Origin of the sequence: Bradyrhizobium sp. LLZ17 (genome assembly GCF_041200145.1) — a bacterium.
Taxonomy (GTDB): domain Bacteria; phylum Pseudomonadota; class Alphaproteobacteria; order Rhizobiales; family Xanthobacteraceae; genus Bradyrhizobium.
Genome location: NZ_CP165734.1, coordinates 3,492,910 through 3,519,259, shown reverse-complemented (window position 1 = coordinate 3,519,259; position 26,350 = coordinate 3,492,910). Strand labels below are relative to the sequence as shown.

Annotated in this window: 13 protein-coding genes; 8 read left to right on the top strand and 5 right to left on the bottom strand. The window is 58.5% G+C overall.

Annotated features, from left to right (window positions below):
* The first annotated feature begins 5 nt into the window (after nucleotides 1-5).
* The 8 genes from nodU to AB8Z38_RS17120 all read left to right on the top strand — a co-directional run bounded on the left by nodU (nucleotide 6) and on the right by AB8Z38_RS17120 (nucleotide 11,763).
* Nucleotides 6-1,718 (top strand): nodulation protein NodU, encoded by a 1,713-nt coding sequence (gene nodU, locus AB8Z38_RS17155; RefSeq protein ID WP_369726220.1) that lies wholly within the window; start codon nucleotides 6-8, stop codon nucleotides 1,716-1,718.
* A 4-nt stretch (nucleotides 1,719-1,722) separates the two neighbouring features.
* Nucleotides 1,723-2,637: a nodulation factor ABC transporter ATP-binding protein NodI gene (gene nodI / locus AB8Z38_RS17150; protein ID WP_369726219.1), complete on the top strand. Its 915-nt coding sequence runs from the start codon at nucleotides 1,723-1,725 to the stop codon at nucleotides 2,635-2,637.
* Between the two features lie 3 nt (nucleotides 2,638-2,640).
* Nucleotides 2,641-3,429, top strand: coding sequence for an ABC transporter permease (locus tag AB8Z38_RS17145; RefSeq protein ID WP_369726218.1), 789 nt, complete (start codon nucleotides 2,641-2,643; stop codon nucleotides 3,427-3,429).
* Between the two features lie 189 nt (nucleotides 3,430-3,618).
* Complete coding sequence (locus AB8Z38_RS17140; protein WP_369726217.1) at nucleotides 3,619-5,631, top strand: carbamoyltransferase; 2,013 nt, start codon at nucleotides 3,619-3,621, stop codon at nucleotides 5,629-5,631.
* Between the two features lie 174 nt (nucleotides 5,632-5,805).
* A complete protein-coding gene (locus tag AB8Z38_RS17135) occupies nucleotides 5,806-6,780 on the top strand; it encodes a nodulation protein NodZ (RefSeq protein ID WP_369726216.1) in 975 nt (324 codons plus the stop codon).
* Nucleotides 6,781-7,714: 934 nt separating this feature from the next.
* A complete protein-coding gene (locus tag AB8Z38_RS17130; RefSeq protein WP_369726514.1) occupies nucleotides 7,715-8,482 on the top strand; it encodes an SDR family NAD(P)-dependent oxidoreductase in 768 nt (255 codons plus the stop codon).
* A gap of 184 nt (nucleotides 8,483-8,666) precedes the next feature.
* Nucleotides 8,667-10,481: a nif-specific transcriptional activator NifA gene (gene nifA, locus AB8Z38_RS17125; RefSeq protein WP_369726215.1), complete on the top strand. Its 1,815-nt coding sequence runs from the start codon at nucleotides 8,667-8,669 to the stop codon at nucleotides 10,479-10,481.
* Between the two features lie 424 nt (nucleotides 10,482-10,905).
* Nucleotides 10,906-11,763, top strand: coding sequence for a nitrogen fixation protein FixA (locus AB8Z38_RS17120; RefSeq protein WP_369726214.1), 858 nt, complete (start codon nucleotides 10,906-10,908; stop codon nucleotides 11,761-11,763).
* Nucleotides 11,764-12,195: 432 nt separating this feature from the next.
* Here the strand turns inward: AB8Z38_RS17120 and AB8Z38_RS17115 are convergent, their stop codons facing one another.
* From AB8Z38_RS17115 to AB8Z38_RS17095, 5 genes are all read right to left on the bottom strand, one after another.
* Nucleotides 12,196-13,545 (bottom strand): MFS transporter, encoded by a 1,350-nt coding sequence (locus tag AB8Z38_RS17115; RefSeq protein WP_369726213.1) that lies wholly within the window; start codon nucleotides 13,543-13,545, stop codon nucleotides 12,196-12,198.
* A gap of 731 nt (nucleotides 13,546-14,276) precedes the next feature.
* A complete protein-coding gene (gene glmS / locus AB8Z38_RS17110) occupies nucleotides 14,277-16,103 on the bottom strand; it encodes a glutamine--fructose-6-phosphate transaminase (isomerizing) (protein ID WP_369726212.1) in 1,827 nt (608 codons plus the stop codon).
* Between the two features lie 233 nt (nucleotides 16,104-16,336).
* Complete coding sequence (locus tag AB8Z38_RS17105; RefSeq protein ID WP_369726211.1) at nucleotides 16,337-17,299, bottom strand: GDP-L-fucose synthase family protein; 963 nt, start codon at nucleotides 17,297-17,299, stop codon at nucleotides 16,337-16,339.
* Entirely contained in the window at nucleotides 17,280-18,365 is a 1,086-nt protein-coding gene (gene gmd / locus AB8Z38_RS17100) for a GDP-mannose 4,6-dehydratase (protein ID WP_369726210.1), read from the bottom strand. The genes AB8Z38_RS17105 and gmd overlap by 20 nt, the downstream gene beginning before the upstream one ends.
* Nucleotides 18,366-21,576: 3,211 nt before the next feature.
* Nucleotides 21,577-23,604, bottom strand: a complete 2,028-nt coding sequence (locus AB8Z38_RS17095; protein ID WP_369726209.1) for a hypothetical protein — start codon at nucleotides 23,602-23,604, stop codon at nucleotides 21,577-21,579.
* Between the last annotated feature and the right edge of the window lie 2,746 nt (nucleotides 23,605-26,350).

Below are 26,350 nucleotides of genomic sequence, written 5' to 3'. Positions count from 1 at the left end.
CCACTATGCGAATCTGCGGTATCAAGTTGACGCATGACGGGGCAGTCGCTCTGATCGAGGACGGCCGACTGGTGTTCTGCGTCGAGCAGGAGAAGCTGAACAATAATCCGCGTTATCAAACTATCGGCAACCTGGATTCCGTTGTTAGCGCTTTGGCGGAGCACGGGCTCGATCCGAGCGATGTTGATAAGTTCGTCATTGATGGCTGGGATGGAGAGGTCGAGTCGCAGTTTGAAGTCCTTAGTGGGACGACCACCGTCAAGCTCAAGGGCGCGCCGTATGTCGAACGCCAAGGCGATAGCCCCCTCGCGTCGCGCGATCGCATGGGCCTTATGCTTGACGGAAAACTATATCCCTATCAAAGCTATCCCCATGTCACCGGGCACGTAGCATCCGCATACTGCACCAGCTCGTTTGCGGAATCCGCACAGCCTGCTTTCTGCTTGGTATGGGACGGCTGCATGTTTCCACGCCTCTACTATGTCGAGCCGCACGGCATCCGGTTCATCGAGTGCCTGTTTCCGATGATAGGCCACGCTTATGCGACGGCAGGACATCACTTTGGACCTTACAGGCGGGCAGACCGGACCAGCTGGGATCTAGGTATCGCCGGCAAGCTGATGGCCTATATCGCTCTGGGAGCTCCCGACGAGGAGATCATTAACACGTTTCAGGAGCTTTATCAGGCGCACTTTGCCACGGATGCTGATGGCGCTTGTCACAAGGTTGCACAGATCAACAGCTCAAAATCGCCACTTGAAGCTCTGCACGACTTCTTCGATGCGTGCGCGCTGCGATTGACGGCCAAGCAGGCCGAAGACATCCTTGCGTCATTTCACGTGTTTCTAGAGCGGCTGCTGGTTCGCACAATTGCTGATGTTGTGCAGCGGCATTCGGACCTTGCGGGGGTGCGTAACCTCTGCATAGCCGGCGGCTGCGGCCTGAATATCAAGTGGAATAGTGCATTTCGTGCGACCGGCCTGTTCGATGACGTGTGGGTGCCGCCCTTTCCGAACGACAGCGGCTCAGCCGTCGGTGCTGCTTGCTCTGGCCTGGTGGCACAGCAAGGCTTTAGAGCTCTGGAATGGTCGGTCTATAGTGGACCGGCCGTTCGTCCCAGCGAAGTCCCGTCCGGATGGGAGGGCGCGCCCTGCACGATGGGCGAACTTGCGGCAATCCTCGCGAGTGACAAGCCCGTGATCTTCCTTGCCGGGCGTGCCGAGCTCGGACCACGGGCCTTGGGTGGCAGAAGCATTCTCGCGGCTGCAAGCTGGGAGGGAATGAAAGATCAACTCAACGACATCAAGCTTCGTGAGCATTTCAGGCCAGTAGCGCCGATATGCCTGGAGGATCGTGCGGCGGAGATTTTTAGCCCCGGAGTACCGGATCCGTACATGCTCTTCGATCACCAGACGCGACCCGAATGGCGGGACAAAATTCCCGCCGTCGTGCATCTCGATGGATCTGCTCGCCTACAGACGGTTTCCAGATCATCTCAGCATAAAGTGGTCGAGCTTCTCATCGAGTACGAGAAGCTCACAGCCATCCCGTTGCTTTGCAATACCAGCGCTAATCTGCATGGAAGCGGCTTTTTCCCGGATGCTGCCGCCGCATGCCAGTGGGGACGCGTCGATCACGTATGGTGTGACGGCCTTCTTTGGACAAAGAAGCACGCGACCCAGGACGCGGTGCGAACAACGTCCGTCGCGATGGCGTAAGCAAATGTCAGCCCCGGCAGTCGACCTTTTCGAGGTGAGCAAGTCCTACAAGGACCGGATCGTCGTGGACGCTCTTTCGTTTACGGTCGCGCCGGGAGAATGCTTCGGTCTACTGGGACCAAACGGCGCGGGTAAAAGCACGCTTGCGCGTTTGATCCTGGGTGTTGCGTCGCCCGACGCAGGTAAGATCTGTGTGCTTGGCGAGCCGGTGCCGGCACGTGCGCCGTTGGCGCGCCGGGGCATCGGGGTTGTCCCCCAGTTCGACAACCTTGATCTTCAGCTCACGGTGCGCGAAAACTTGCTCGTTTTCGGTCGCTACTTCGCCATGAGCGCGACCGAGGTCAAAGCGGTCACACCGTCGCTGCTCGAATTCGCCCGCCTGGAGAACAAGGCGGACGCCCGCGTCGCGGAACTGTCCGGCGGCATGAAGCGGCGGTTGACGCTGGCACGTGCCCTCATTAACGACCCGCAGCTCTTGGTGCTTGACGAGCCGACGACTGGCCTCGATCCGCACGGCCGTCATCTCATCTGGGAACGCTTGCGCTGGCTATTAGCGCGCGGCAAAACGATTCTTCTCACCACCCATTTCATGGAAGAGGCGGAGCGATTGTGCGACCGCCTGTGCGTGCTTGAGCACGGCCGCAAAATCGCGGAAGGGCAGCCTCATGCTCTCATCGAGCAGCAGATCGGGTGTCAAGTGATCGAGATTTACGGTGGTAATCCGCATGAGTTGCTGCCGCTGGTCAGAACCCAAGTGCGGCACGCTGAGGTGAGCGGGGAGACGCTGTTTTGCTATGTCACGGATCCCGAGCAGGTGCGTCGCCGGCTTGCCTGCCGTACGGATCTCCGCCTTCTGCAGCGCCCTCCAAATCTGGAGGATGTCTTCTTGCGGTTAACCGGGCGAGAGATGAAGGACTGAACGATGTGGCAACGTTTTGCGCCCGCGCTCCCTGCTAATCCATGGAATTGGATCGCGGTTTGGCGCCGCAACTTTCTGGTCTGGCGGAAAGTCGCTCTGGCATCGATTCTTGGAAATCTGGCCGAGCCGATGAGCTCTCTCTTCGGTCTTGGTTTTGGCCTCGGAATGATCGTAGGTGGCGTTGAGGGGACTTCATACATTGCGTTTCTGGCGGCTGGCATGGTTGCCACAAGCGCGATGGTCTCCTCAACTTTCGAAACGATCTATGGGGCTTACGCTCGCATGCAGACAGGTTGCACGTGGGAGGCAGTGCTCTGTACGCCCCTTACGCTCGGCGACATTGTTCTGGGTGAATTGGCATGGGCAGCGAGCAAGGCCTTGCTCGCCGGGACGGCGATCACAATTGTTGCCGTCGCACTCGGCTATGCAGAGTGGTCGTCCATTCCCTATGGGTTACCAGCCATCGCCCTCACTGGCGTTGCTTTCGCGAGCCTCGCAATGGTCGTTTCAGCGCTTGCACCGAGCCACGACTATTTCATCTTCTACCAATCACTTATCCTCACGCCGATGATGTATTTGAGCGGGGCGATCTTCCCAATCGGCCAGTTGCCTGGTTCATTTCAACGCATAGCGGCCTTGTTGCCCCTGACACATTCGGTCGATCTCATTCGTCCAGCAATGCTCGGTCGGCCGGTCGACAGCGTCGGTTTGCATGTGGGCGCACTTTGCATCTACGCAGCGATTCCCTTCATCGTCTCGGCCGCGCTGCTTCGGCAGCGACTGATGCGGTGAGAGGAACAAGACCTAAAGCGCCGCGAGATCAGACATCGGACGCAACTCACGTTCGATTCGCGGCTGACGCTTATGTGAGCCTCGTTTCGTTGGCGATGCCTGATTGGCCCCGTGGCGACATGCGGCCTACTTGCGAAGCAGACGACACGAAATAGGCCAACAGGCCTCTCATAGTGAACGGAGAACAAGATGCTGTGTCTAGGATTGAGTGGCGGGCTCGATAAGGTCTATGAAAACCCGCTGCAACTACCGAACACGTTTCTGCACGACGGCGCCGCAGTGCTCGTCAAGGACGGTCGCGTCATCGCCGCCGTTGAAGAGGAGCGCCTCAACCGCATCAAACATTCGAACAAGCTCCCAAGCAGTGCGGTCGAATACTGTCTAGCAGCCGCGGGCGTGGAGCTTCGCGACGTCGATCGTATTGCGTTCTACGCGACTGAAGCCTACTGCAATTCGATGCTGGAACGATTGTTCATCTCACAACCTGAGATCTCAATTCCGCTTGATGCGAATCTGCTGTTGCGGCACCTTCTCGCGGCAGAGTTCGGTACCCAAGTTGACCCATCGCGGGTGTCATTCGTAGGCCATCATCAGGCCCATGCCGTAAGCGCTTTGGCAATGTCGGGTTTTGAAGAAAGCCTGGTTCTCGCGATCGACGGCTGTGGCGACTTCCTCTCGGGTCTCTTGGCGGTGGGGTCGGGCACCGAAATGACCGAGCTCATGACGTTTCCAGAGACCAACTCTCTCGGACTGTTCTATCTGGAAACGATCCGATACCTCGGCTACGGCCTGTTCGACGAATACAAGGTTATGGGATTGGCTCCTTACGGAGATCCCGCACGCTATCGCGAGCTTTTTTCCCAATTCTATGAGCTCTCCCCAAACGGTAACTACCGCGTTCACCTCGACCGTGTCGGCCCGGCATTGCTGCGCAATATCGAGGTCCGGCGAAGGGGAATGCCGTTCACGCAACAGCATCGAGATGTGAGCGCATCGTTGCAGGAGGCGCTGGAGAGGATCGTGTTTCACATTCTTCGGCATTATCGTGAGCAGACCGGAATGAAACGGTTGTGCCTGGCTGGCGGTGTGGCCCACAACTGCACGCTAAACGGAAAATTGCTGTATTCAGGCCTGTTCGAAGACATTTTCGTGCAGCCGGCTGCACATGATGCCGGATGCGCATTGGGCGCGGCACTGATGGTCTCGAACGAGGCGGGGCAGGCTCCGCCCCGCGAGCGACTACAGGCGGTTTATTGGGGGCCGGATGTCGGCAACGACGACAGCATTGCACAGGAACTGAAGGGATGGGCCGGACACCTCGAGATTGAACGAACCGCTGACGTCGCAGCCAGAGCAGCCGAGTGGATCGCTAATGGCGCTGTGATCGGGTGGGTACAGGGCCGGTCCGAGTTCGGCCCTCGTGCGCTCGGCAACCGCAGTATTCTTGCGGACCCGAGGCCCGCGGCAAACAAGGACCGGATCAATGCGATGGTCAAGAAGCGCGAGAGTTATCGACCGTTTGCGCCATCGGTTCTCGAGGAGGATGCGGGTGCGTTCTTTGAGTTGCCGGATGGTCGTGCAGAATATCCCTTCATGAACTTCGTCGTTCGCGTACGCGAATCCATGCGTGCGTTGCTGGGCGCGATCACGCATATCGATGGTACGGCTCGGCTGCAAACGGTGTCCCGCACGAGCAATGCCGCCTATTGGGAACTTATCAATGCGTTCAAGAGTCGGACAGGCGTCCCGATTCTGCTTAACACGTCTTTCAACAACAATGCCGAACCGATCGTAGATTCCGTTGCCGATGCGATTACGGCGTTTTTGTCAACCGAGCTGGATGGCCTTGTGGTCGGGTCATTCCTCATCAAAAAGCGGGCAACAACGCTCGAAAACTGGACCGCGCTCGCTGTATCACTGCCGGCCCATGTATCTCTTTACCGGGTTCGCGCTCATACCGCCCGAGACCGGCAGGAGACAGTCTGCGAGATCCGCATGGGTCACTCCAGCCATGACAGCGTACGCGTCTCGCACGACCTGTTCGACATGCTGATGCACATTGAGAAGGAAGCGGTTCTTGCCGATCTTCTCGCCAGGGTCACCTCTGACAGGACGAGGCGCGAAGCTCTCGTGAACGAACTGCGCGGGCTGTGGGATCAGCGTCGTATTCGGCTGCATCCGTCACAGACTGCGCGCTCGTGAAAGGTTCGCAATGTGATCCTCTTGCATGACCTCCCAATCGCAGTGCCGTGCAGGATGAGTTTGCGGGTTAAGTGACTTGCGTCCAAGTGACCAGCGCCCGGCGTGGATCGGCATCGCAGATGAGTTGGTGCGCCACACAGAACTGAGCTCGCGCAACGAAAAGGGTTTGATAACTTGACGAAGGAACGCTTTGTTGTTTCTCGGAGGCGCACCGGCTTTGGTGATTGCCTCTGGTCGTTGGCCTCAGCCTGGTCGTACGCGCAGCGGACCGGGCGAACGCTCGTTATTGACTGGCGCGGTTCCTGTTATGTCGACCAACCGTTCAGCAATGCCTTTCCGGTGTTCTTCGAGCCGGTTGAGGAGATCGCTGGTGTCCCGGTGATTTGCGATGACAGGGTCAACCAGCTCTCGTTTCCCGGCCCGTTCTTCCCGCCCTGGTGGAATAGGCCGTCGATCGACTGTATCAATCGTCCGGACGAGCAGATCTTCCGAGAACGTGACGAACTGACCGAGCTGTTCCAGGCAAGAGACGATAACGAAGCCAACACCATTGTCTGTGACGCTTGCCTGATGTGGCGCTGTGGTGAGGAAGCCGAACGACTGATCTTTCGGAGCCTCAAGCTCAGGTCTGAGATTCAAGCGCGGATCGACGCCCTGCATGAGCAACACTTTAGCGGCCATAGCATGATCGGCGTTCATGTTCGGCACGGCAATGGCGAAGATATCATGGGGCACGCTCCGTACTGGGCCGATTCGGAGCTCGCCCTTCGTCAGGTCCGCATGGCAATCGGAAAAGCCAAGGCTTTGCCATATCCGAAGCCTGTAAAGATCTTCCTGTGCACCGATAGCGCACAGGTGCTCGATCACGTATCGGGCCTGTTTCCCGATATCTTCGCCGTACCAAAACGGTTCCAGGCCGATCGGGCAGGGCCGTTGCATAGCGCGGAAATGGGAATTGAAGGTGGAGCTTCCGCTCTCATCGACATGTATCTTCTCGCGCGATGCGCCACCGTGATCCGCTTTCCTCCCACCAGCGCCTTTACGCGCTATGCCCGTCTGCTCGTGCCACGCATTATTGAATTCGATCTGAGCAATCCGGAGCATTTGACCCTGGTCGATAATCCATACGAGCATTTCGCGGCTTCATGAAGTGCCGAGAATCTGAACGAGCCTGAGCAATCGTCGCCTGGATCGTCGGCCTGATACTGCTGGCTTCCACAGCATCGAGTTTCGCAACGTGTCCCAGAAACGGTGGATGGCGAGTTCCGTCCGCAGATGAGGGCTGACCCGCGCACTCTCCGGAACGCCTTGCGGCTGGTACGGCGAACGCCTGGCGAAGCGTCGGGCAATGCCGGCGAGCGTCGGCGGCCTTGTCCCGCAATGTGTCTGGCCGCCACCTGTAAGTCGACGGGCGCGGAGAAGGTGATCTCCCGTCATCACTGGGCCCGAACCGCCATCGCTGGCCAGGCGCTGAAGAGCACGGTAATGGTGTTCCGGGCCGCCGAGGAAATCTGACCTAACAGACGGTCACGTCAGAATGTCCCAGCAGCAAGGACGCGCGTCCGGTAGTTGGATCGCCGTTTCTGCGCAATCCTTTCGCGGTCAGCTCGTCTTCTGGACGATCGGCCTTGTTCATGCGTTGGTTGCGAAATACGTTCGGCCGCAGCTGATGAAGGCACGAGCCTCGGCCCATCGATGTCGAACCAGAGCCGCATCTGCGCCGGCGTCCAACCGCCGAGACCAAAATTGGACGAACTGGCCATCGGTCCTGATCTCCGCACAAAGCAGCTGATCTATCTCCGCCAACTCGAATGAGCCACAGACCACCCCTGGAGTGCTACGCGGTCAACGCGCCCGGGCGCTCGACGCGGCGTTGCTGTTGTCGAAAAGCAAACAGGCCAGATGTTCAGAACCTGCCATTTGGGTCTCAAAATTGCGCCCCTTGTGCCCTGCGTCGCCTTGGCCCGGATCCTGCACCAGGTGCACAGGCGACGGGAGCGGATGGGAGCCGCCTGTGAATCTAGGTCTACCAGATGACAAAGCGGTCGTAGCTCAATCGTCGGAAACGGACCCTGGCGGTCCAATTCACGCCGATCGATCGGGCCGCCCGCTGCGCGAGCGAAAGACGCTGGTATTGACTGGGGCATCGCGCGGTATCGGCCGCGCCACCGGAAAATTGTTTTGGAAAGCCGGTTGGCGCATCATTTCTTGCGCGCGCCAACCATTGGACGCGGCGCGCCGCCCATCAGACTCAGAGGGCGACAGCTATATCGAAGTCGACCTGGGCGATCATCGGATGCTGCCGCGCGTGATTGCCGAGATCAAGGAGCGCCTTGCTGGCGCACCGTTGCACGGACTGGTAAACAATGCCGGAAACTCACCAAAAGCGGCAAACGGTACCAGGCTGACATCGCTGGCGACCTCAGTCGACACCTGGATGAGCGTGTTCCACCTCAATCTGGTGGCACCAATCCTACTCGCTCAAGGCCTGTTCGACGAATTAAAAAGGGCGTCAGGCTCGATCGTCAACGTGACGTCGATCGCCGGCTCGCGGGTGCATCCATTTGCAGGCTCGGCATATGCGACTTCGAAAGCTGCGCTCGCTTGTCTCACGCGCGAAATGGCGCACGATTACGCCGCGCATGGCATTCGCGTCAATGCGATCGCGCCCGGCGAAATCAAGACGGACATTTTGTCGCCTGACACGGAAGCGCATCTTGTGCCAAAGATCCCACTCCGCCGAGTGGGTACACCCGAAGAGGTCGCCAAGGTCATTTTCTTCCTATGTTCAGATGCGGCAAGTTATGTCACCGGCGCCGAAGTGCCGATCAATGGCGGGCAACACTTATAATTCAATCCCTAAAGAGCCCCGGCTGTTCTGAGCTTCATCGATGGAAGTCATGTTGGCCGGGGTGAATTCGCGCAGCAAGTTGGAAAGAACAAAGCGGCAAAGCTAGCCACTCCAAGTGCTGCCGACGTGCCATGAAGAAGGGTAATCTCTCGTCCCGCCCTGAGAACTGGATGTCAGATCGGGCATGCAACACGAATCCAACAAGTCCGATGAGGAGGATCAAGAAAGGAACGGAGAAGTCGTCATGCTAGACAGCATTTCCCTGCGCGAAAAGCCAAACTCAACCTCCGATGCGGACGCTTCCGCTTGTATTGTGCGGTCGCAAGAGGAATCGCTAAGCACGATTGTTGAAATAGCGCACACGCTCACTGGCCTATGTCGGCTCGAAGCTAAGCTGGCGAGCGTCATCGAGCGTCTGGGATCGCTCGTGCAGATGCGGCGCGGCATCGTATGTCTGTTCGAGCATGACGGCGGGCCGGAGATCATCGTGGACGACGGCAGGAGCGAAGACCGCGATGGGCGCTGCGGGTCGCGCTTGCCGCAAGGAGCAATCGCTCAAATCGTGGCGTCGGGGCAGCCGCTCATCGTCGAGAACGTAGCGCTGCATTCGGCCTTCAGTTCTTCGGAGGCCGATATGTTAGATGCCGGCGGTCATACGCGCGTTGCGTTCATCGGCGTTCCCATAAACGTCGACGACAAAGTTGTGGGTACGCTGAGCATCGACCGCATCGCGGACAACGGGACGCGTGCGCAGCTCGAGGACGACGTCCGCCTGCTGACGATGGTCGCCAGGCTGCTGGGCCAGACGGCGAAGTTGCATTGCTTGTTTGTGCGCGATCGCGGGCGCCTTATGGACGAGGAGTTCCGGCTGCAGAAGCAGCTGTCCGAGCTCAAGCCCCATGGGCGGGACCGTAAGAAGGTCCAAGTCGAGGGAATTATCGGCGACAGCCCGGCGCTGCGCGCGCTACTTGAGAAGATCGAGGTGATCTCAAAATCGAATAGCACGGTTTTGTTGCGTGGCGAGTCGGGTACCGGCAAAGAGCTGGTCGCGAAGGCTATTCACGAGCGTTCAGCGCGCGCCAAACGCCCCTTTATCAAGCTGAATTGCGCAGCCCTCACCGAGACCGTGCTGGAATCCGAATTGTTCGGACACGAGAAGGGGGCGTTTACGGGCGCATTCAACGCGCGCAAGGGTCGCTTCGAGATCGCCGACAAGGGAACGTTGTTTCTGGATGAGATTGGAGAGATCTCGGGCTCGTTCCAGGCGAAGCTCCTGCGCGTGCTTCAGGAGCAGGAATTCGAGAGGGTGGGCGGCAATCAGACAATCAAAGTCGATGTCCGCGTGATTGCGGCCACGAACAAGAATCTTGAAGAGGCGGTGGCAAGGAACGAGTTCCGTGCCGATCTCTACTACCGCATCAGCGTGGTTCCGCTGCTATTGCCGCCGCTGCGGGAAAGACGCACCGATATTCCGCTTCTCGCGGCTCGTTTTTTGAAAAACTTCAACAATGAGAACGGCCGTGCTCTGGTATTCGATTCAAGTGCGATTGAGGTCCTCATGAATTGCGGATTTCCCGGTAATGTCCGCGAACTCGAAAACTGCGTGCAGCGGACCGCGACGCTAGCGCAAGGTTCGTCGATCGTTAGAGATGATTTTGCGTGCTGCTACGGGCAGTGCCTGTCGGCCTTGCTATGGAAGTGTGGTCCGGCGGAAATGGCGCGACAGCCGAGCCCGACAATCGCGCTGCCCGCGAGGCTGAGCATGCCGGCAACGCAAGCCGTGACACCCGTTCAGCCGGTCAGCAGGGAGCCGACATCGCTGGGGCCGCCCGGGCGCCCCGTGGCGGGTGCCGCGAAAGTCACCGATCGCGAGCGCGTCATCGCGGCCATGGAAAGATCCGGGTGGGTGCAGGCGAAGGCGGCGCGCCTGCTTGGACTGACCCCGCGCCAGATTGGCTATGCCTTGCGAACACACGGCATCGAGATCAAGCGCTTCTGAACAAAGCGTCGGGCTCGCTCCCTCCCTTTCTCTTGCTCGGCCGACTGGGATAGGAGGGCACGGAAAGGCGCGGTCGCCAGCTCGGATGCATGACGCGAATGCTAGCCTCATGCCTTGGGTTGGGATTCGCTCGCCGGCGACGCGTAAGGCGTCTTCGCGTCGGCCAGCCTTGTCATCTTCTGTTCGCAAGCGTGCTCGCCCTGAAAATGGCTTGGCGTCGAACCGGCAACCCGATCGCTGCGGCTCGGTTGCTCGGCGTGACTCAGATCAGCTCGAGACTCGCCCGCAAACTGTCGCGGTTGTGACAACCGGCTCGACGTCAGGCGTCATTCATCTCGTTCCTTTCTTGTTGGCGGAGTGGCCGGGGGGCGGTGGTATGACATTTGCTGCATCGACAGTCGGCTCGGCATCTTAGGAGAAGTACATGCACAGCATCGTCTGCATCAAACAGGTCCCCGACTCTGCGCAAATCCGCGTGCACCCTGTTACGAATACGATTATGCGCCAGGGTGTGCCGACAATCATCAACCCATATGATCTCTTTGCACTGGAAGCTGCGCTCGAGCTAAGAGATAAATTCGGCGGCGAAATAACCGTCCTGACAATGGGGCCGCCATCGGCCGAAGAATCTCTGCGAAAGGCACTGACATTTGGTTCTGATCGCGCTGTCCTGCTCACCGACCGTAGCTTCGCGGGCTCCGATACGCTGGCGACGAGTTACGCGTTGGCGTGCGCGATTCGCAATATCGGGAAGGAATATGGCCCACCGGACGTCATATTCACTGGCAAGCAGACTATCGATGGCGATACGGCGCAAGTGGGACCTGGCATTGCAGGGCGGCTCGGGGTCCAGCAGCTTACTTATGTTTCCACAATCAAAGCGTTGGACTTCAAGCAACGTACCATCGAGGCCGAACGGCGCTGCGAAGGGGGCGTCCAGGTGTTGCGTTCCAAGCTGCCGTGTCTCATCAGCATGTTAGAGGCAACAAATCAAATTCGCCGTGGTGCAATGGTAGATGCCTTGCGTGCCGCCCGTACCCCAATCGTAAAATGGAGCGCCCAAAGCGCCGGCGTGGACGACATGGCCAATTGCGGTCTGAGGGGATCGCCCACGGTCGTCAAACGTGTTTTCGCGCCCTCCGCGCGAGCGGAGAAAGCGACGTGGGTGGAGGCGGCCGAGCAGCCGGCGCAAGCATTGATCGACGCTATGTTCAAGCGCAACCCTATGCTCGAAACGGAGCTCGCACAGCTCGCCTCATCCGCGCAAGCTCGCGGTGCGTAAAGTCGCGGCTGATCGAGCGTAGAAGACGACTCGCTACGCTAACGTTTGGCGCTACCTGCGAGATGATCAGTGCACTCGGTAGTTCGCGCTGTCCGACGATGTGGGCGGTCGTTTTTTGTGGCAGCCGCACAGAATATCAGGCGTGGAGCTCGCGCGAGGGATCTCGGTCGGCGCGCGAGATCTGCCGTGTTTTGCGCGACTGCAAAGTGCGGGTAGCGCACCGTCCGACCACAGGACGGAATCGAGGTTAGCCGATAAGCTCAGCTCCCCGGTCAACATGACCGCCAGTTCGTCCCGATACTGCCCCAGATCACACAGGAAGAACCGTGTCGGGCAGAACGGGCCGCGCATCATCGTGTAAATCACCGCAGGGACAGTCGCGCACCAATTTCAGTTCAGCCTTGGGCCGTCAACGTCCCGCGGGCGCGCGTGCTAATGCGTGGTAAATTGCGCGCTCACAGCCTGGTTAGACCGCTCGGGTCGCAACGGCTTCGCAACTCTCTTGGTGTTTCCTCGATAAACCGTGAGTGCGGCGATAATGCCGAGCAAAGCCGCAAACATCAACCAGAAACCGGGCGAGGCCTTGTCATCGGTCCGGTCGATGAGCCAGGTCGATGCAAGCGGCGTAAACGTGCCAAAGAGAGCCGCGGCGAGTGCGAAGGCCAAAGAAAAGCAGGTTGTGCGAACGTGCTTCGGCACGATTTCGACCAGAGCGCCCAACATGGCGCCGCTATAGGTGCCAAAGTAAAACGAGAACATCATCTCCACTATCAGCATCTTGCCAAAGCTTGGATCGGTTACAAGCCAAGACAACGCTGGATATACGGTCACCAACGCAAGGCCGGCAATGGTCAGCAAGACGGGCTTCCGGCCGATTCTGTCGGAAATCGCGCCGCCAATTGGGTTCCAGATGAAGTTCGTCACCGCGACCAAAAGCGTGACCAAGAGCGTGTTCTGCGAGGACAACTGCAATACGTGCCTGCCGAAGGTAGGCGTGTACACCGTCACGAAATAGAATGTCGTGGTCGTCAGCATCGCGATCATCATGCCGAGAATGACGATGCGCCAGTTCGCAAGCGTGGAGGCAAAGACCTCGCGGGCCGTTGGGTGGTTCTTCATCACCAGAAACTCCGGAGTTTCCTCCAGCGTCCGGCGCAGGAAGAAGATAAGCGGTACGATCAAGCAGCCAAGGAAGAAGGGGATCCGCCAGCCCCAGGCGGCAACCATTTCGGCCGGAAGTGTTTCGCTCAAAAAATATCCGATAAGAGCCGCGACAAAGATCGCAACCTGCTGGCTCGAGGACTGGAACGATGTGTAAAAGCCGCGGTTGCCCGGAGTGGCAATCTCAGAGAGGTAGACGGAAACGCCGCCAACCTCAACGCCGGCAGAAAATCCCTGCAACAGCCGTCCGAACAGCACAATCGCGGGTGCGGCAATGCCGATCGTCCCATAGCCGGGACAAAAGGCGATGATAATGGTGCCAATAGCCATGATCGAAAGCGTGATGATCAGGCCTTGCCGACGGCCAATCTGGTCGATATAGGCTCCAAGCACGATCGCGCCAACAGGTCGCATCAGGGCACCCAACCAGAACACACCGAAGGTGTTAAGCAGTGAAGCGGTTTCGCTTCCTGATGGAAAGAACGCGTTTCCGATGGCACTGGCGTAGAACCCGAACAAGAAGAAGTCGAACTGCTCGAGGAAGTTGCCGCTCGTGGCACGTAAGATGGCGCCAATGCGCGATTTGGCATTTGAGGCGTGCGCAATGGGCGCTGGTGACATGGCGAGTATCCTCTCGATTTTGAAATGGCCGGTTGCGGAGAAAATCTCACGCCAGCCGCGTGCAGGTTCATGGCCCCGAATCGGCCATCAGGACCTATCGACCAAACCGTAAGCGCCTGACGTTTCCGGCATATTTTCGGCAACTGCCGCAAACTCTCACAATTTTCGCTCGTTATTCCGCTCGTGCAGCAGGAGTGACTCTCAAGCTACTGAAGCGTCGGGCAATTCTCGGTGACACGGTTGTTGTCTGTGGCGTGGCCGAAGTTCTCATCGAGCGCACCGATATTCAGTAAAAGGGGAAGGACGATATCCGTAGCATACGAGCCGCAGGGAGGAGCTCCGTGAGATGTCGTGCTAGAACAGCTCGCGAGCCTGCGATTGAGGCCGAGCTGCCCTAGCATCTCACCCGATGTCGAGCGATCTCGATATTGCTCAAGTTAACTGAGGTTTGACGGAAAAGATTTGGTGAGCGCGCTGGCGATCAAGCCCGCCCGATACCGCCGATCGCCATGCTCGGAAAGAGCCACGTTGTCCTGCGAGCAAGGCGCACCTCGTACTTCGAGGGGCGCTCCGGTTCGAATGCGGTCCAAACGCCGTCTGGCCAAGAACAGGCACAAGCCTCGCCAGTGGCATCGGGGCCTGGAGCTGGGCGGCACATCGTGATTCGGTCCGACCGCGGCTTGCGCGCATTCGGAATCTGACCACGACGACCCGGGTCGCGTCACCTTGCCTTATTCGACGGTTACCGATTTGGCGAGGTTTCGGGGTTGGTCGACGTCCGTGCCCATGAGGATGGCCGTGTGGTAGGCCAGGAGCTGCACCGGAATCGCATAGACAATCGAGGTAAATGTCGCTCCCATCTCCGGCAGCACAATGGTCGCGAGTGAATCCATGGACACCTCTGCGGCTCCCCTAGCGTCCGTTATCAAGATAATCTTGCCACCCCGTGCGGCGACCTCCTGCATGTTCGAGAGGGTCTTTTCGAACACCCGGTCGGAAGGAGCGATGACGATTACGGGAACGCTCTCGTCGACCAAGGCGATCGGGCCGTGCTTGAGCTCTCCAGCCGCATAGCCCTCGGCGTGAATATAGGAAATCTCCTTAAGCTTCAGTGCCCCTTCCAGGGCCAGGGGAAACGACGTGCCGCGACCAAGATATAGCACGTCTCGCGATTTGGTGATGTCGCGTGCGAGCTTCTCGATCTGCGGCTCGCTGGCAAGCGCCGCGCTAACTAACCGAGGAAGTTCGATCAGCTCGCGTACAAGATCGATGCTGTCGCTCTCCGACAATTCACCGCGCGCCTCACCCGCAGCGAGCGCAAGCGCGGCCAGGACGACCAGCTGGCATGTGAACGCCTTGGTTGAGGCAACGCCGATTTCGGGCCCCGCGTGTATCTGCAATACCGTCCCGCTTTCGCGCGCAATCGTTGAACTCAGTACGTTCACGATCGAAAGGGTATGCAAACCTTGCGATTTGGCATAGCGGAGTGCGGCCAGCGTATCGGCCGTCTCGCCGGACTGCGAGATGAAGATAGCAAGATCTCCCTTGCGCATCGGCGCCTCACGATAGCGAAATTCGGAGGCGACATCGAGCTCGACCGGAATGCGAGCCAGCCGCTCGAACCAGTATTTGGCGATGTGGCCGGCGTAGCCTGCCGTACCGCAAGCCGTGACCGAGATTTGTCCGATCTCATTGAAGTCGAACGGAAGCTCCTGCGGCAGTACCACGCTCTCGGTGGCAATATCGACGTAATGCGCAAGCGTACGCCCGATCACCTCTGGCTGTTCGTGGATTTCCTTCGCCATGAAGTGGCGGTATTGTGCTTTGTCGACGAGAACCGACGACGCGCCAGAGTTCACCACCTCCCGGCGGACGACTGTGCCTTGTGCGTCGTAGACCACGCTGAAGTTGCGGTTGAGCACAGCCCAATCGCCATCCTCAAGGTAGGTGATCACGTCGGTAAGGGGCGCGAGCGCGATAGCATCCGATCCGAGATACATTTCGCCTTCGCCATGCCCGATCGCGAGTGGTGAGCCCTTGCGCGCACCGATCATGAGGTCGTGTTGACCCTTGAACAGGATTGCAAGCGCAAACGCGCCCACCAGCCGCGGCAGCGACGCTTTTACTGCCTCCTGCGGCGGGCAGCCATTCTTCAGATGAGAGTCGATGAGATGCGCCACCACCTCGGTGTCTGTCTCAGAGGCGAAACAAGCGCCATGCTGTTTCAGCTCCGCGCGCAGCTCGCGGAAATTCTCGATTATGCCGTTATGGACGACCGCAACATTGTCCGTTGCATGCGGATGAGCATTGTGCTCGGTCGGCTTGCCGTGAGTAGCCCAGCGCGTGTGCCCGATCCCGACATGGCCTGAGAGCGGATGGCAGCGAACGCGCGTCTCAAGGTTCCGCAGCTTGCCCTCGGCGCGTCGAAGCTCGATATGATCTCCTTTGAGCGTTCCGATGCCTGCTGAGTCGTAGCCGCGATACTCCAGTCGTTTTAGTGAATCGATGAGACGATCCGCGACCGGACCGCGCCCCAATATGCCGACAATTCCGCACATGCTAATCAGTTTACCTCAAGTTCAACACAGAGCAGGCCGGAAGGCGCGCCTGACAATTCGCTCGCTATAGTATCGGCCAGTCGAGCCGTGCCTGCGCTCCATCTGGCCGCGTCACCAGCAGGTGCGCGAGCTCCAAGCAAAGCGTGGAGGCCTGTCGAATTCTCCGGAACAATCCTAAAGCAACTTTCTGGCAATCGGACAATGAGCCCCGTCAGAGGCTAGCAGCTGCATGATTATCTCCTTTTGTCCGATGTAGCCGATAGCGCCAAGAAGGTCTGGTAGGTCTGCCGCATTCCATCTGCAAGCGATGTTTTCGCGCGCCAGCCGAGCTTAGCGAGACGGCTGACGTCGAGCAGCTTGCGCGGCGTGCCGTCGGGCCGCGAGGTGTCGAAACTGATTTCGCCGCCGTAGCCGACGATTTCGGCGACGACGCGAGCGAATTCGGCGATGGTGATGTCCTCGCCGGTGCCAATGTTGACCAGCTCCGCGCTCGAATAAGTCTTCATCAGGTGCACGCAGGCGTCCGCCATGTCGTCGACATAGAGGAACTCGCGACGTGGCGTTCCGGTGCCCCACACCACGACGCTCTTGGCCCCCGCGAGCTTCGCCTCGTGGAAGCGCCGGATCAGCGCCGCGACGACATGGCTCAGTTCGGGGTGATAATTGTCGCCGGGACCGTAGAGATTGGTCGGCATCACGTTGATGAAGTCGCTGCCGTACTGGCTGCGATAGGCCTCCGCCATCTTGATCCCGGCAATCTTGGCGATCGCATAGGGCTCGTTGGTCGGTTCCAGCGGGCCTGATAACACCGAGTCCTCGCGCAACGGCTGCGGCGCCAGCTTCGGATAGATGCAGGAGGAGCCCAGAAACATCAGCTTCTCAGCCCCGTTCTGATGCGCGGCCTGGATCACATTGGCTGCGATCGCGATGTTATCGTAGATGAACTGGGCGCGCAGCGTGGCATTGGCGACGATGCCACCGACCTTGGCGGCGGCAAGGAATACGACTTGCGGACGCGTTCTCGCAAACCAGTCGAACACGGCGGCCTGATTGCAGAGATCGACCTCGCGCCGGTCCACCGTCACGAGATTCACCTCCTCGCGCGCCAGCCGGCGCAGCAGCGCGCTGCCGACCATGCCGCGATGGCCGGCGACGTAGACGCTCCTGCCCTTCAGTTCAAACGGTGCGTTTGGCACTGCCAGCGTCCCGCTTTGCATCGGCCAGATCGCTCGCCATCATCTCCGCGACGAGCTCGGTAAACGTTCGCTTCGGCTTCCAGCCGAGCATGTCGCGCGCCTTGCTGGCGTCACCGACCAGAAGATCGACCTCGGTCGGACGGAAGTAAGTGGGATCGATCTTCACCACGGTCTTGCCGCTCTTCATGTCGACGCCGGTCTCGTCGATGCCCTCCCCGCGCCATTCGATCCGGCGGCCCACTTGCGCGAACGACAGTTCGACCATCTCGCGCACCGACCGTGTCTCACCGGTGGCGAGCACGAAATCGTCAGGCTTGTCTGCTTGCAGGATCTTGTGCATGCCTTCGACATAATCCCGGGCATGACCCCAGTCGCGCTTGGCCGAGAGATTGCCGAGATAGAGCGTCTCCTCGAGTCCAACCTCGATGCGCGCGACGCCGCGGGTGATTTTGCGGGTGACAAAGGTCTCGCCGCGGATCGGGCTCTCATGGTTGAACAGGATGCCGTTGCTGGCGAACATCCCATAGGCTTCGCGGTAGTTCACCGTGATCCAGTAGCCGTAGAGTTTTGCCACCCCGTAGGGCGAGCGCGGATAGAACGGCGTGGTCTCCTTCTGCGGGATCTCCTGCACGAGGCCATAGAGCTCGGAGGTCGAGGCTTGATAAAACCGCGTCTCCTTCTCCATGCCGAGGATGCGGATGGCTTCCAGCAGGCGCAGCACGCCGATTGCATCGGCGTTAGCTGTGTATTCCGGGCTCTCGAAGCTGACGGCGACGTGGCTTTGCGCCGCGAGATTGTAGATCTCGGTCGGCCGGATCTGCTGCACCAGTCGCATCAGATTGGTCGAATCCGTCATGTCGCCGTAATGCATCAGGAATGGCACGTTCCCGACATGCGGGTCCTGGTAGAGATGGTCGACTCGCGCGGTGTTGAATGAGGACGAGCGCCGCTTGACGCCGTGCACGACATAGCCGAGCGACAACAGGTATTCGGCGAGATAGGCGCCGTCCTGGCCGGTCACGCCGGTGATCAGAGCGACCCGTCGTTTGCTCTCTTGGTTTAACAAATTATTTCTCTGTGCAGGCAAATGTCGTTCCCCGATCGACGTCCTCGCGTCTGGCCCTTCGAAAGCGGAAGCGTCACGCTCTCAAACTGCCGAAGTGTGGACCCTCTACAGGCATTACGTCGATTGCTCAACTGTACGGAGGTAAACCCTCCACGTCGAAAGGGTTTTGAAGGACTATACGAAAGTTTGCAGTCCGGCAGATTTCGTTCGGCCTTCGTCAGGCGCTTCTCTATTGCTTGAGTGCGAGCAATGAATTGCGGCGCAGATAAGGGGTAAGCAGAGCGTTTGGTGGAGAAGCGTTCCACAGTCTCTCCGTGCTCAGCTCGCGCGTCGAGCCAGGGAGTTTCCCTCATTTCTTGTGCTTGCCTAAGAGTTTACCAGTCTTGCTGTTCATCCAGTGCAACTGCGAGCAAGCCGGACATACAAACCCCTGAAATTCGTTCTCTGTCGCGCAGTCCTTATCATCATCGATCCATTTCTGAACAATCATGTTGGCAATCGGGCAAGAAAAAGTGAAGGCGCGCATATTGGCTCTGTGCCGTTTGAGTTCATAGCAAATGCATGAATGAGGCCAGTGCACCTGCTTTATCAAACCTCAGGGAGATTATCGCGACGAGCCGTGTGCTCTGCCCCCTAACGACGAAGTCAGTAGCGGAAACACTCTGGCGGTTCATTGCTCGCGAGTGCGTCACGGAGTCAACAACAATGGTGCGTCTAGCGCGCGGACGACGGCGGTACTATGGCCAGGCGAAGACCGGATGTGCGTGAACAAGCCGCGTTGAGCGCATGCCGGTGTCATTGAAAGTGGCGGCTTGCCGATCCCGAGGCCCTTCTGTCATCGATACGGCGGGAACGTCCGGTTCTTGAGCACGCTTTCGGGGGAGACTAGCCTGAACAGACGGAGCAATTGCGTTCTACCTCAATTATCGAACTTGAGTTGCGGCCCCTCGGAGAAGAACTTGGGAAGAGCCGCGCGCGGACAAGGTACCGAGATCAAATGTTCAGTCGCTCACGGCTCTAGACTTGCACATCATTTCCTTTCCGAGGCGCTCACATGAGCTCTCAACACTCGTTCGTCAGGTCTCATTGCCTGGAGCGGCGGTCGGCCTTGGGGCAATCGTCGGGCCTGCATGTCGAGTAGATCCAGCTCGCGGAGGTATCGGCAGCTCTCTTGCTGCCGCAACCGTTGCCGAAGCCCAGCAGCTACGCGCGCTCCTCTTAGATTACTGTTGGTCAACTAATCTGCTTTCTTTGAAGCACGCCGTGCCCGTCCGACCATGGCATGACGTGCATTCGGGCATGGTGGTAAGCGCACCATGATGACAGCTTTTGGCGCGGTCCCCTCACAACGGGTTCGCCGCACATATAGGCGGTTCCGGGATCGCCATTTTTGAAGCCAACAATGGCCCGGCATTGGCCCCTCACAGTGATCGACGAGCAAGACCCTGTTCGTTTCATCGGGTCTTCTCACATTACCGCTCCGGGATAGCGCATCAATCTCTCGGCGGCTCGTTGGGCACTCGGTGCCCGCAAACGTCTTTCGGAGCCTCCAATGGCGGATTGGTCCTTCTTACATGTGAGCGATCGTGTCTTCATAGGGCTCCACGATTTGCGTGGACACAACAGAAATAGCGTCCTTCGGCACTGAGCGCGATCCTCGGGCCGCTTTGGCAGAAGACCTCTCATCGCACGCGATCGGCGTGATTCGGGTTTGTCCATAGGAATTCTGAATCGACCGAAGATCGATGCTACCTAACTGCGCACTCTACAATCTGACGCTACGTGCGGTTCAATCCCCCCTGCGGGCTAATCGCGTGAATATGTCAAACTCGTATTCGTTCGCCAGCAGCCAGCCGCGAAGCGAGGAGGGCGGGAGGCGTCTTTACCAAAGCAGCTGGCTTTTTGTTATTGGTGGTCTGAGGAACGCGCAACTCAGGTCCGCTGAGTTGTGCGCACATAGCGACGCTCGAGCTGTGAGGCGGCTCATCGCTAGGCAACGAGTGAGCTGCCTCGCCGCCGGAATCAATCGCCCGTGGCGAGAATGCTCTCTGGCGTGTGTGCGAATTGGCTCCGCCTATCCAGCCGAGCTATCCGCTCTCACGATCTTAATGGGGCTGCTTCCCGGGAATTCTGGAGCCGCGGCGGCCCGGCGGAATAGGAAACAGGATCAAACGGCAGCGCGCGATTCTGGTCAATAGCCGAATTCTGAGACACTAACAGTGACTTCGCCGTTGTCGACAACTTTGAAGTATCGACCTCGCAAGGTGCCGCAAGGTCCAGGCCACGTCAGGCCAACTATCATTGCGGGTCCGATACCTGTGCGAAGATCCGCCTGGCCGTCATCCGTTGGAAAGGCCGCCAAGCGGTGCTCAGCCCTGGTCCCGCTGAGTATCGGGGCTTCGGTCCAGATTGGCGTGTTTGCTACAATGGTGGTTGGTACCAAAGAGTTGCTATTGGGGATCGGCCGAGGGGAAGACGGCGGATCTGGAGGCAATCAGACGTCTCATGGAACGAGCAGCGCAGTTGGTCATGCTCTCTGATGGGCTGCCAAGGCCTCGTAGGGGCGCCGTTCGGCGGTGCTCCCACTCATCTAGAGGCGCGAGCGATTGTTAGACCGGCATTCTCTAGCGCATCCAAAATCCTATCAGCAGCCGCCCGCGGATCGCGCTGCTTCTCTATGCTCACGTTACAGGCCAACGTAGCAGCGATGATCTCGTGCGCCATTTTGCGCTGGAGGCAATCGTATTCGGCATGCTCACCACAAGTATTGCAGGTGATCACTGGTCGGCCAGTCCAGGGATCGTGCATTGCGATCTCGCACCAGCTTTCTGTATGACATTTCGGGCAGAGCATGGATCGAGAGTTCCTTGAGGGCTGAGCTCGCGCACTACGTGGTCGTCACTTGAACGACTACTTGGTAGCCATTGCTGCAGTAAGGCACGTGGATTGTGTGTGGCCTCGATACTCTGGAGGACGCCATTGTCGGGACGCGTAGTGAGAGCGCGGTCATTGAGGGTGCCGGCTCTATGTCGAACGATACATTGGACGGCCGCGGCATATCGTGCCGCCGGCCCGCCTAAAGATCTCACGAGCAAGGGCGCTCCGATAGGCCCGCCGGCTATGCAAAAAGCTTTCCGGATAATTCGCCTTACTGGCGGAAAGTACATCGGAGTTCGGTTCGGCTGAACGAAGTTGAGAACGCACGATCGCCTTAGTCATAAAGGTGTGCTGCCCTTGGTTGCGGCACTTGCTGGCTCGTGCCGCATTGAATCGTCGTCCTTTGGAGCGGCGCGGTGCTTGGCGCATTCACAAGAGCGATGCCCTGTTCTTCTTTGCAAGACGACGGACGACACCATGTTCGTCGTCCGTCACGCCGCGCTCTCAAATTGCCGATAGCCGCAGCGGCTCGACGACAGATCGCCACTTCGGACCACTTGATCAACCCATTCTCCAGGTCTGCGAACTCTTGCTCGGTGAAACGACCAGTCTCGCTAATACGGCGGAGGACCTCCTCTGAGATCACGACGGCGACTTCGCGAGAGGTGACCTCTTCCGGCCGGTTGCTGAACGCACGCACGAGGTGTGCGAGCTCCTGCTCGCTAAACTCACCAATTTGATGGGCGCGGCGAAGAATCTCCTGCGCGATGGCTACTGTCGCACTGCGAGAGCTCGCCTCTTGCCGCCACTTGCTCAAGCCGTTGGCGAGCATCGCCAGTCCTCCACCCGTAAAATGAGAAAGCCTGTCGGTACGGCAGGCCCGAACAAGAACCTCGCGGGCGATTGCAGTCGCAGCTTCGCGCAGCGGAACCGCTGTTGGCCATTTACTGAAGCCGTCCAAGAGAATAGCCAGTCCCTGCGGCGTAAATTCAGAGAGCCGATCCGCGCGGCGGGCACGGCAAACGACCTCCTGGGCGATCGCTGCCGTGGCATCGCGAAGAGACGCCTGTTGTGGCCACTTGCTGAACCCGTTTACGAGGTTCGGCAGTCCCTGGTCAGTAATGCAGGAGACTCCGTCGACGCCGCGACTGCGGGCGAGCACTTCATCGGCAATTGCAATTGTGGCTAGGCGGCAAGTCGTGTCCTTCCGCCATTTGCTGAAGCCGTTTACCAGCATGCCGAGTTCCTGGTAGCGAAAGCAAGAGAGGCGCTTGGCATGACGAGTGTGACAGATGACCACATCCGCGATGGCAACGGTAGCGGTTAGACAGGCAACCTCCTTCGTCCACTTGCTGAAGCCGTTGACCAAACTCGCCAGATCATGGTGAGCGAAGTCACCGAGCTGATCGACGGAAAGCGCGCGGCGAACGAGTTCACCCGCGATCTTGACTGTGACTTGCCGAGCCGCGAACTCGCCCGGCCACCTGCTGAATCCGTTCACGAAGTTGGCCAGACGCTGCGGACTGAAATTGGTGACATGATCGGAGCGGCGGAGAAGCTCGTTGCTGATAGCGATCGCTGCTTTGCGACAACTCGACTCTTCCGGCCACTTGCTGAAGACATTGACCAGACTCGCCAACTGTTGTTGCGTGAAATCTGAGAGTTGATCGCTTCGGCGCAGAAGCTCATCTGCGATCGTGACAACGGCCGTGTGAAAGCATTCGTCTCCCCGCCATTTTCCAAAGCCGTTCACGAGCGTTGCGAGATGCTGTTGAGTGAACGCGGAGAGACGATCGTCGGAGCGCATCCGGCAAAGTATCTCAGTCGCGATCTTGACCGCGGCTTCACGAAGCGCCGGTTGATCCGGCCACTTGCTAAACCCGTTTACCAGCAATGATAAGTCTAGGCTCGTCAGGTCCTGGAGGGTCTCGCGCTTATCGCGACAAACTTCAGCAATTCTGATCGTGGCATCCCGGCATTCGGAAGATGCAGGGTGGCGACCAAATGAGCATGCGAAAAGCGAAAGGGATCCGAAGCCGACTTGTTCTATCAGTGTGTGATCAAGACGCGAGAGCCGAGCCGCCAAAGCTTTGCAAAGTTCAGCACCTGCCTGACCTCCAGACTGGCGGCTTAGCTCATTACATATCGTGGCGTATCCCGATGCTTGCTTGAGGCGGATGTCTTCTTCAAATCGTGGAACAAATGCGATTTTGAAGGCAATCCCGGACTTTCGCAGGAAGCGTGCTCGATTTGATCTCGTGAGCTGGTTGGAATGCTCTAGTAGTGAACTTGAGAATGCTCGTACGTCGTGACAGCGGCAAGCATCCCCGATTGTTGCGAGAAGCTCATCGAGTGTGGCCATCGCTCGATTCGGTGGTTTTGAGTGTACAGCGTGAACGCGCTGCTCCAACGGGAGCCGGTCAAACGAGGCTGCTTGTCCAAGGCTTGTCATCTGCCGACCCTTCCCTCGCCGGGATCTCAAACCGAAAATACATGACGACATTGCTCACTCAAGCTGGTTGAATTTGGACAGGCAGCAACGGCGTCCTCACGCAGTATATGTCTGCGGTAAAGGTGAAGTGCGTCCGGTGTGCAAGCCTTTCGCTCCCAAGCCGTCGGCAGGCGCTCGTGGACGCTCGCCCGCGCTGGACATAAAGCGGCAGGCGTCGCAATAGAATGAACAACAGCTATCGCGTTGCGCTGAGGGTTGAGCGTCGGGGAGCCATACATGTCCTTCTTTCGGCTCACGAGGCTCTTTTCCAGTTCGTAGATCCGCGGTCTTGTCATTCGTTCCTGTCAATCCCCACCTTCCGCGCAATCGAAGTAATGCCCAGCTCGCTCAGGGTCGCCAAGAAGGCCATAGAATGACCGGCGCTTGGACATGCGACCTGCCCGAAGGGCCTATCGTTGGGCCGCGAATGAAGCGCGCCATGCAATCGGGCTTCTCGAGCTTTCGATGCGTCGAGGAGGCCGTAATTTCTTAGGCCTGAACCCTCCTGAGATTGCTCAGCAAACTGTGAGCCAGCGTATAATCGGACCATCTTTCCTCCGATGGCCGAATCATTGCAGCCAGGCATGACGAGAAACGTCGCGATAGGAGGATGCGTACCGAACACTATGGCAACGTGTATGCCTACAGCTGCCCCGTTTCGGCGCGAGCAAGCCATTTGCAGATTGGTGGTGGTTGGATCACGACCGCATAATTTGGGTATGGCCTCCAACTTCCATTCCACTCTGAGCGGCAAGGCGCTGATCTCCGGACGGCGGCCTCCGCCGTGAGCAATATCTCAAATCGGGGCAATCGCCATGCGGCGATGCTGTTCCGATCTTAGAAACCGGTTCTGCTGCACTCCCGGTTTCATCCCGAGATCTTGCAACGATTCGCCGAGGCCGCCTCACTGAGGCGTTTGGGGCCACCGCGGGCGTTCTCAAATCTGAGCTCCAAATCACACATTCCCAATTTTGTCGCCCGCAAGCTGTTGTACGGCCAGTTGCGGTCGCCGGCTGCATGAAGACCTTACAATCTGACGCTACGTCCGATTCAAGCCCTTATGTCGAGAGTAGCGCATTTAACGCGGGGACCTGACGCGAGATCCAATCGCCATTATCATTTTGCGTTGGCTTGGTGTTTCCAAGCGGGCGTTCTCAACCGAGAAGACCGTAGTGAAGCTTACTCCTTGGGTTTGTTGCGAGTGGCTTGTCGCATCTCAGACATTGACAGAGCGGGCGGTAGATGGAGGCGAATGAGCTGTGCTTTGGTGAAAGCCGGCCTACGGGATCTTACGTAGGTCATGTGTCGCATTTTCTTGATCTAAATATTGCATCGTCTTTTGCATGAAGCAGAAGAAACCATTCTCCGACGCCAAACATTGGCGAGGTCGTGCGGAAGCGACGCGAGTAAAAGCGGAGTCGCTCGAGGACGACACATCCAGATGCAGGCTCCTCAAGGTCGCTGAGGAATATGATAAGCTGGCCCGCCTCGCGGAGGGGCAGCAAAGAAATGGGGTTGACGGGCAGTTCTGATCGCCGCCGGAGCGAACGGTTGCATCGAAGGTCAATGCGTTGTGATCGCGGCGCGGAAGCCTCTCCGTTGGACGGCTCTAGGGCTGAACTGCGAAACGCCCTCCCACGGTAACGCCAATGAGCGAGGCTGTTCAAAAGTGCGACCCGCGCGGCCGGACCTCTGGCCGTGAATCAATGGTGAATCAGGGTGGTCGGCCACATAGATGACGCATTGACGGTGTCTCAGGCGGCAAGCCGGCTAACCTGGACATGAGAAGGAATGAGATGAAAGCCCATCGTCAGATCGTCGCAAGAGCGAAATTGCAAGCCTCTCGCTCGACGAACTGGCGAAGCATCGGCGTCGCTTTTGCATGATCTGCTGAAGCCGGCGACGTGTCTTTAGGTGACAAACTAACGGATCGCCGGATGATGCGAATTGGCTTCCGTCGCCATTTTGGCTGTGGAGCGTTTCAGTCGAATTCTGGCATCTTGCACCAACATCGTTAGCTCAACGCCATAACGTTGCGGACTTGTTAAGGCGGAGAGGCGAGCAGACCCCCCTGCTGGCATGGCTTGCGTAGCCAAACCATCGGAGATGTCTGCGCGGATCGTCGCATCAGGCAAGTTCGCAACAAGTCACCCATGACGAGAAGATACACCACAACAGAACTCTTCGGTGGACGATTCCGGATAGAACCGATGTTCTTCATCCAGGTAAGTTGGGTGCAGATGATCAGGAGTATTTGGGGCTGCCCATGCCGGGTAGCAGCCGCTCGATCTATGAGTCGGACAACACGTGTGGTGCGGGGTCAACTCTGTCGGTCGAAACAAGGAGAACGCGTGAGGAAGCAAATTGTTGAAAGACTCGAGGCGGGGCGCGTACGCGATGGCCGATTCGCTACCGCTCCGGGATCTGGTCCTTCCGGTCTCTTCTACGTGCAGGGGCCTTGTGGCTGTCAACTCAAGATCATCGGCTTCGTCCGTCCGGGATGGGAGCACGTCTCTGTGTCGACGCCACGGCGTTCTCCAAACTGGGACGAAATGTGCCTTGTCAAAGATCTGTTTTGGGATCAGGAGGAATGCGTGATGCAGCTGCATCCTCCTCG

What these genes read in the sequence shown, in the direction of transcription:
- AB8Z38_RS17140 (WP_369726217.1), top strand. Translation starts at nt 3,619, where the DNA reads ATGCTGTGTCTAGGATTGAGTGGCGGGCTCGATAAGGTCTATGAAAAC.
- AB8Z38_RS17120 (WP_369726214.1), top strand. Translation starts at nt 10,906, where the DNA reads ATGCACAGCATCGTCTGCATCAAACAGGTCCCCGACTCTGCGCAAATC.
- glmS (WP_369726212.1), bottom strand. Translation starts at nt 16,103, where the DNA reads ATGTGCGGAATTGTCGGCATATTGGGGCGCGGTCCGGTCGCGGATCGT.
- nifA (WP_369726215.1), top strand. Translation starts at nt 8,667, where the DNA reads ATGCAACACGAATCCAACAAGTCCGATGAGGAGGATCAAGAAAGGAAC.
- nodU (WP_369726220.1), top strand. Translation starts at nt 6, where the DNA reads ATGCGAATCTGCGGTATCAAGTTGACGCATGACGGGGCAGTCGCTCTG.
- AB8Z38_RS17115 (WP_369726213.1), bottom strand. Translation starts at nt 13,545, where the DNA reads ATGTCACCAGCGCCCATTGCGCACGCCTCAAATGCCAAATCGCGCATT.
- AB8Z38_RS17095 (WP_369726209.1), bottom strand. Translation starts at nt 23,604, where the DNA reads ATGGCCACACTCGATGAGCTTCTCGCAACAATCGGGGATGCTTGCCGC.
- AB8Z38_RS17145 (WP_369726218.1), top strand. Translation starts at nt 2,641, where the DNA reads ATGTGGCAACGTTTTGCGCCCGCGCTCCCTGCTAATCCATGGAATTGG.
- nodI (WP_369726219.1), top strand. Translation starts at nt 1,723, where the DNA reads ATGTCAGCCCCGGCAGTCGACCTTTTCGAGGTGAGCAAGTCCTACAAG.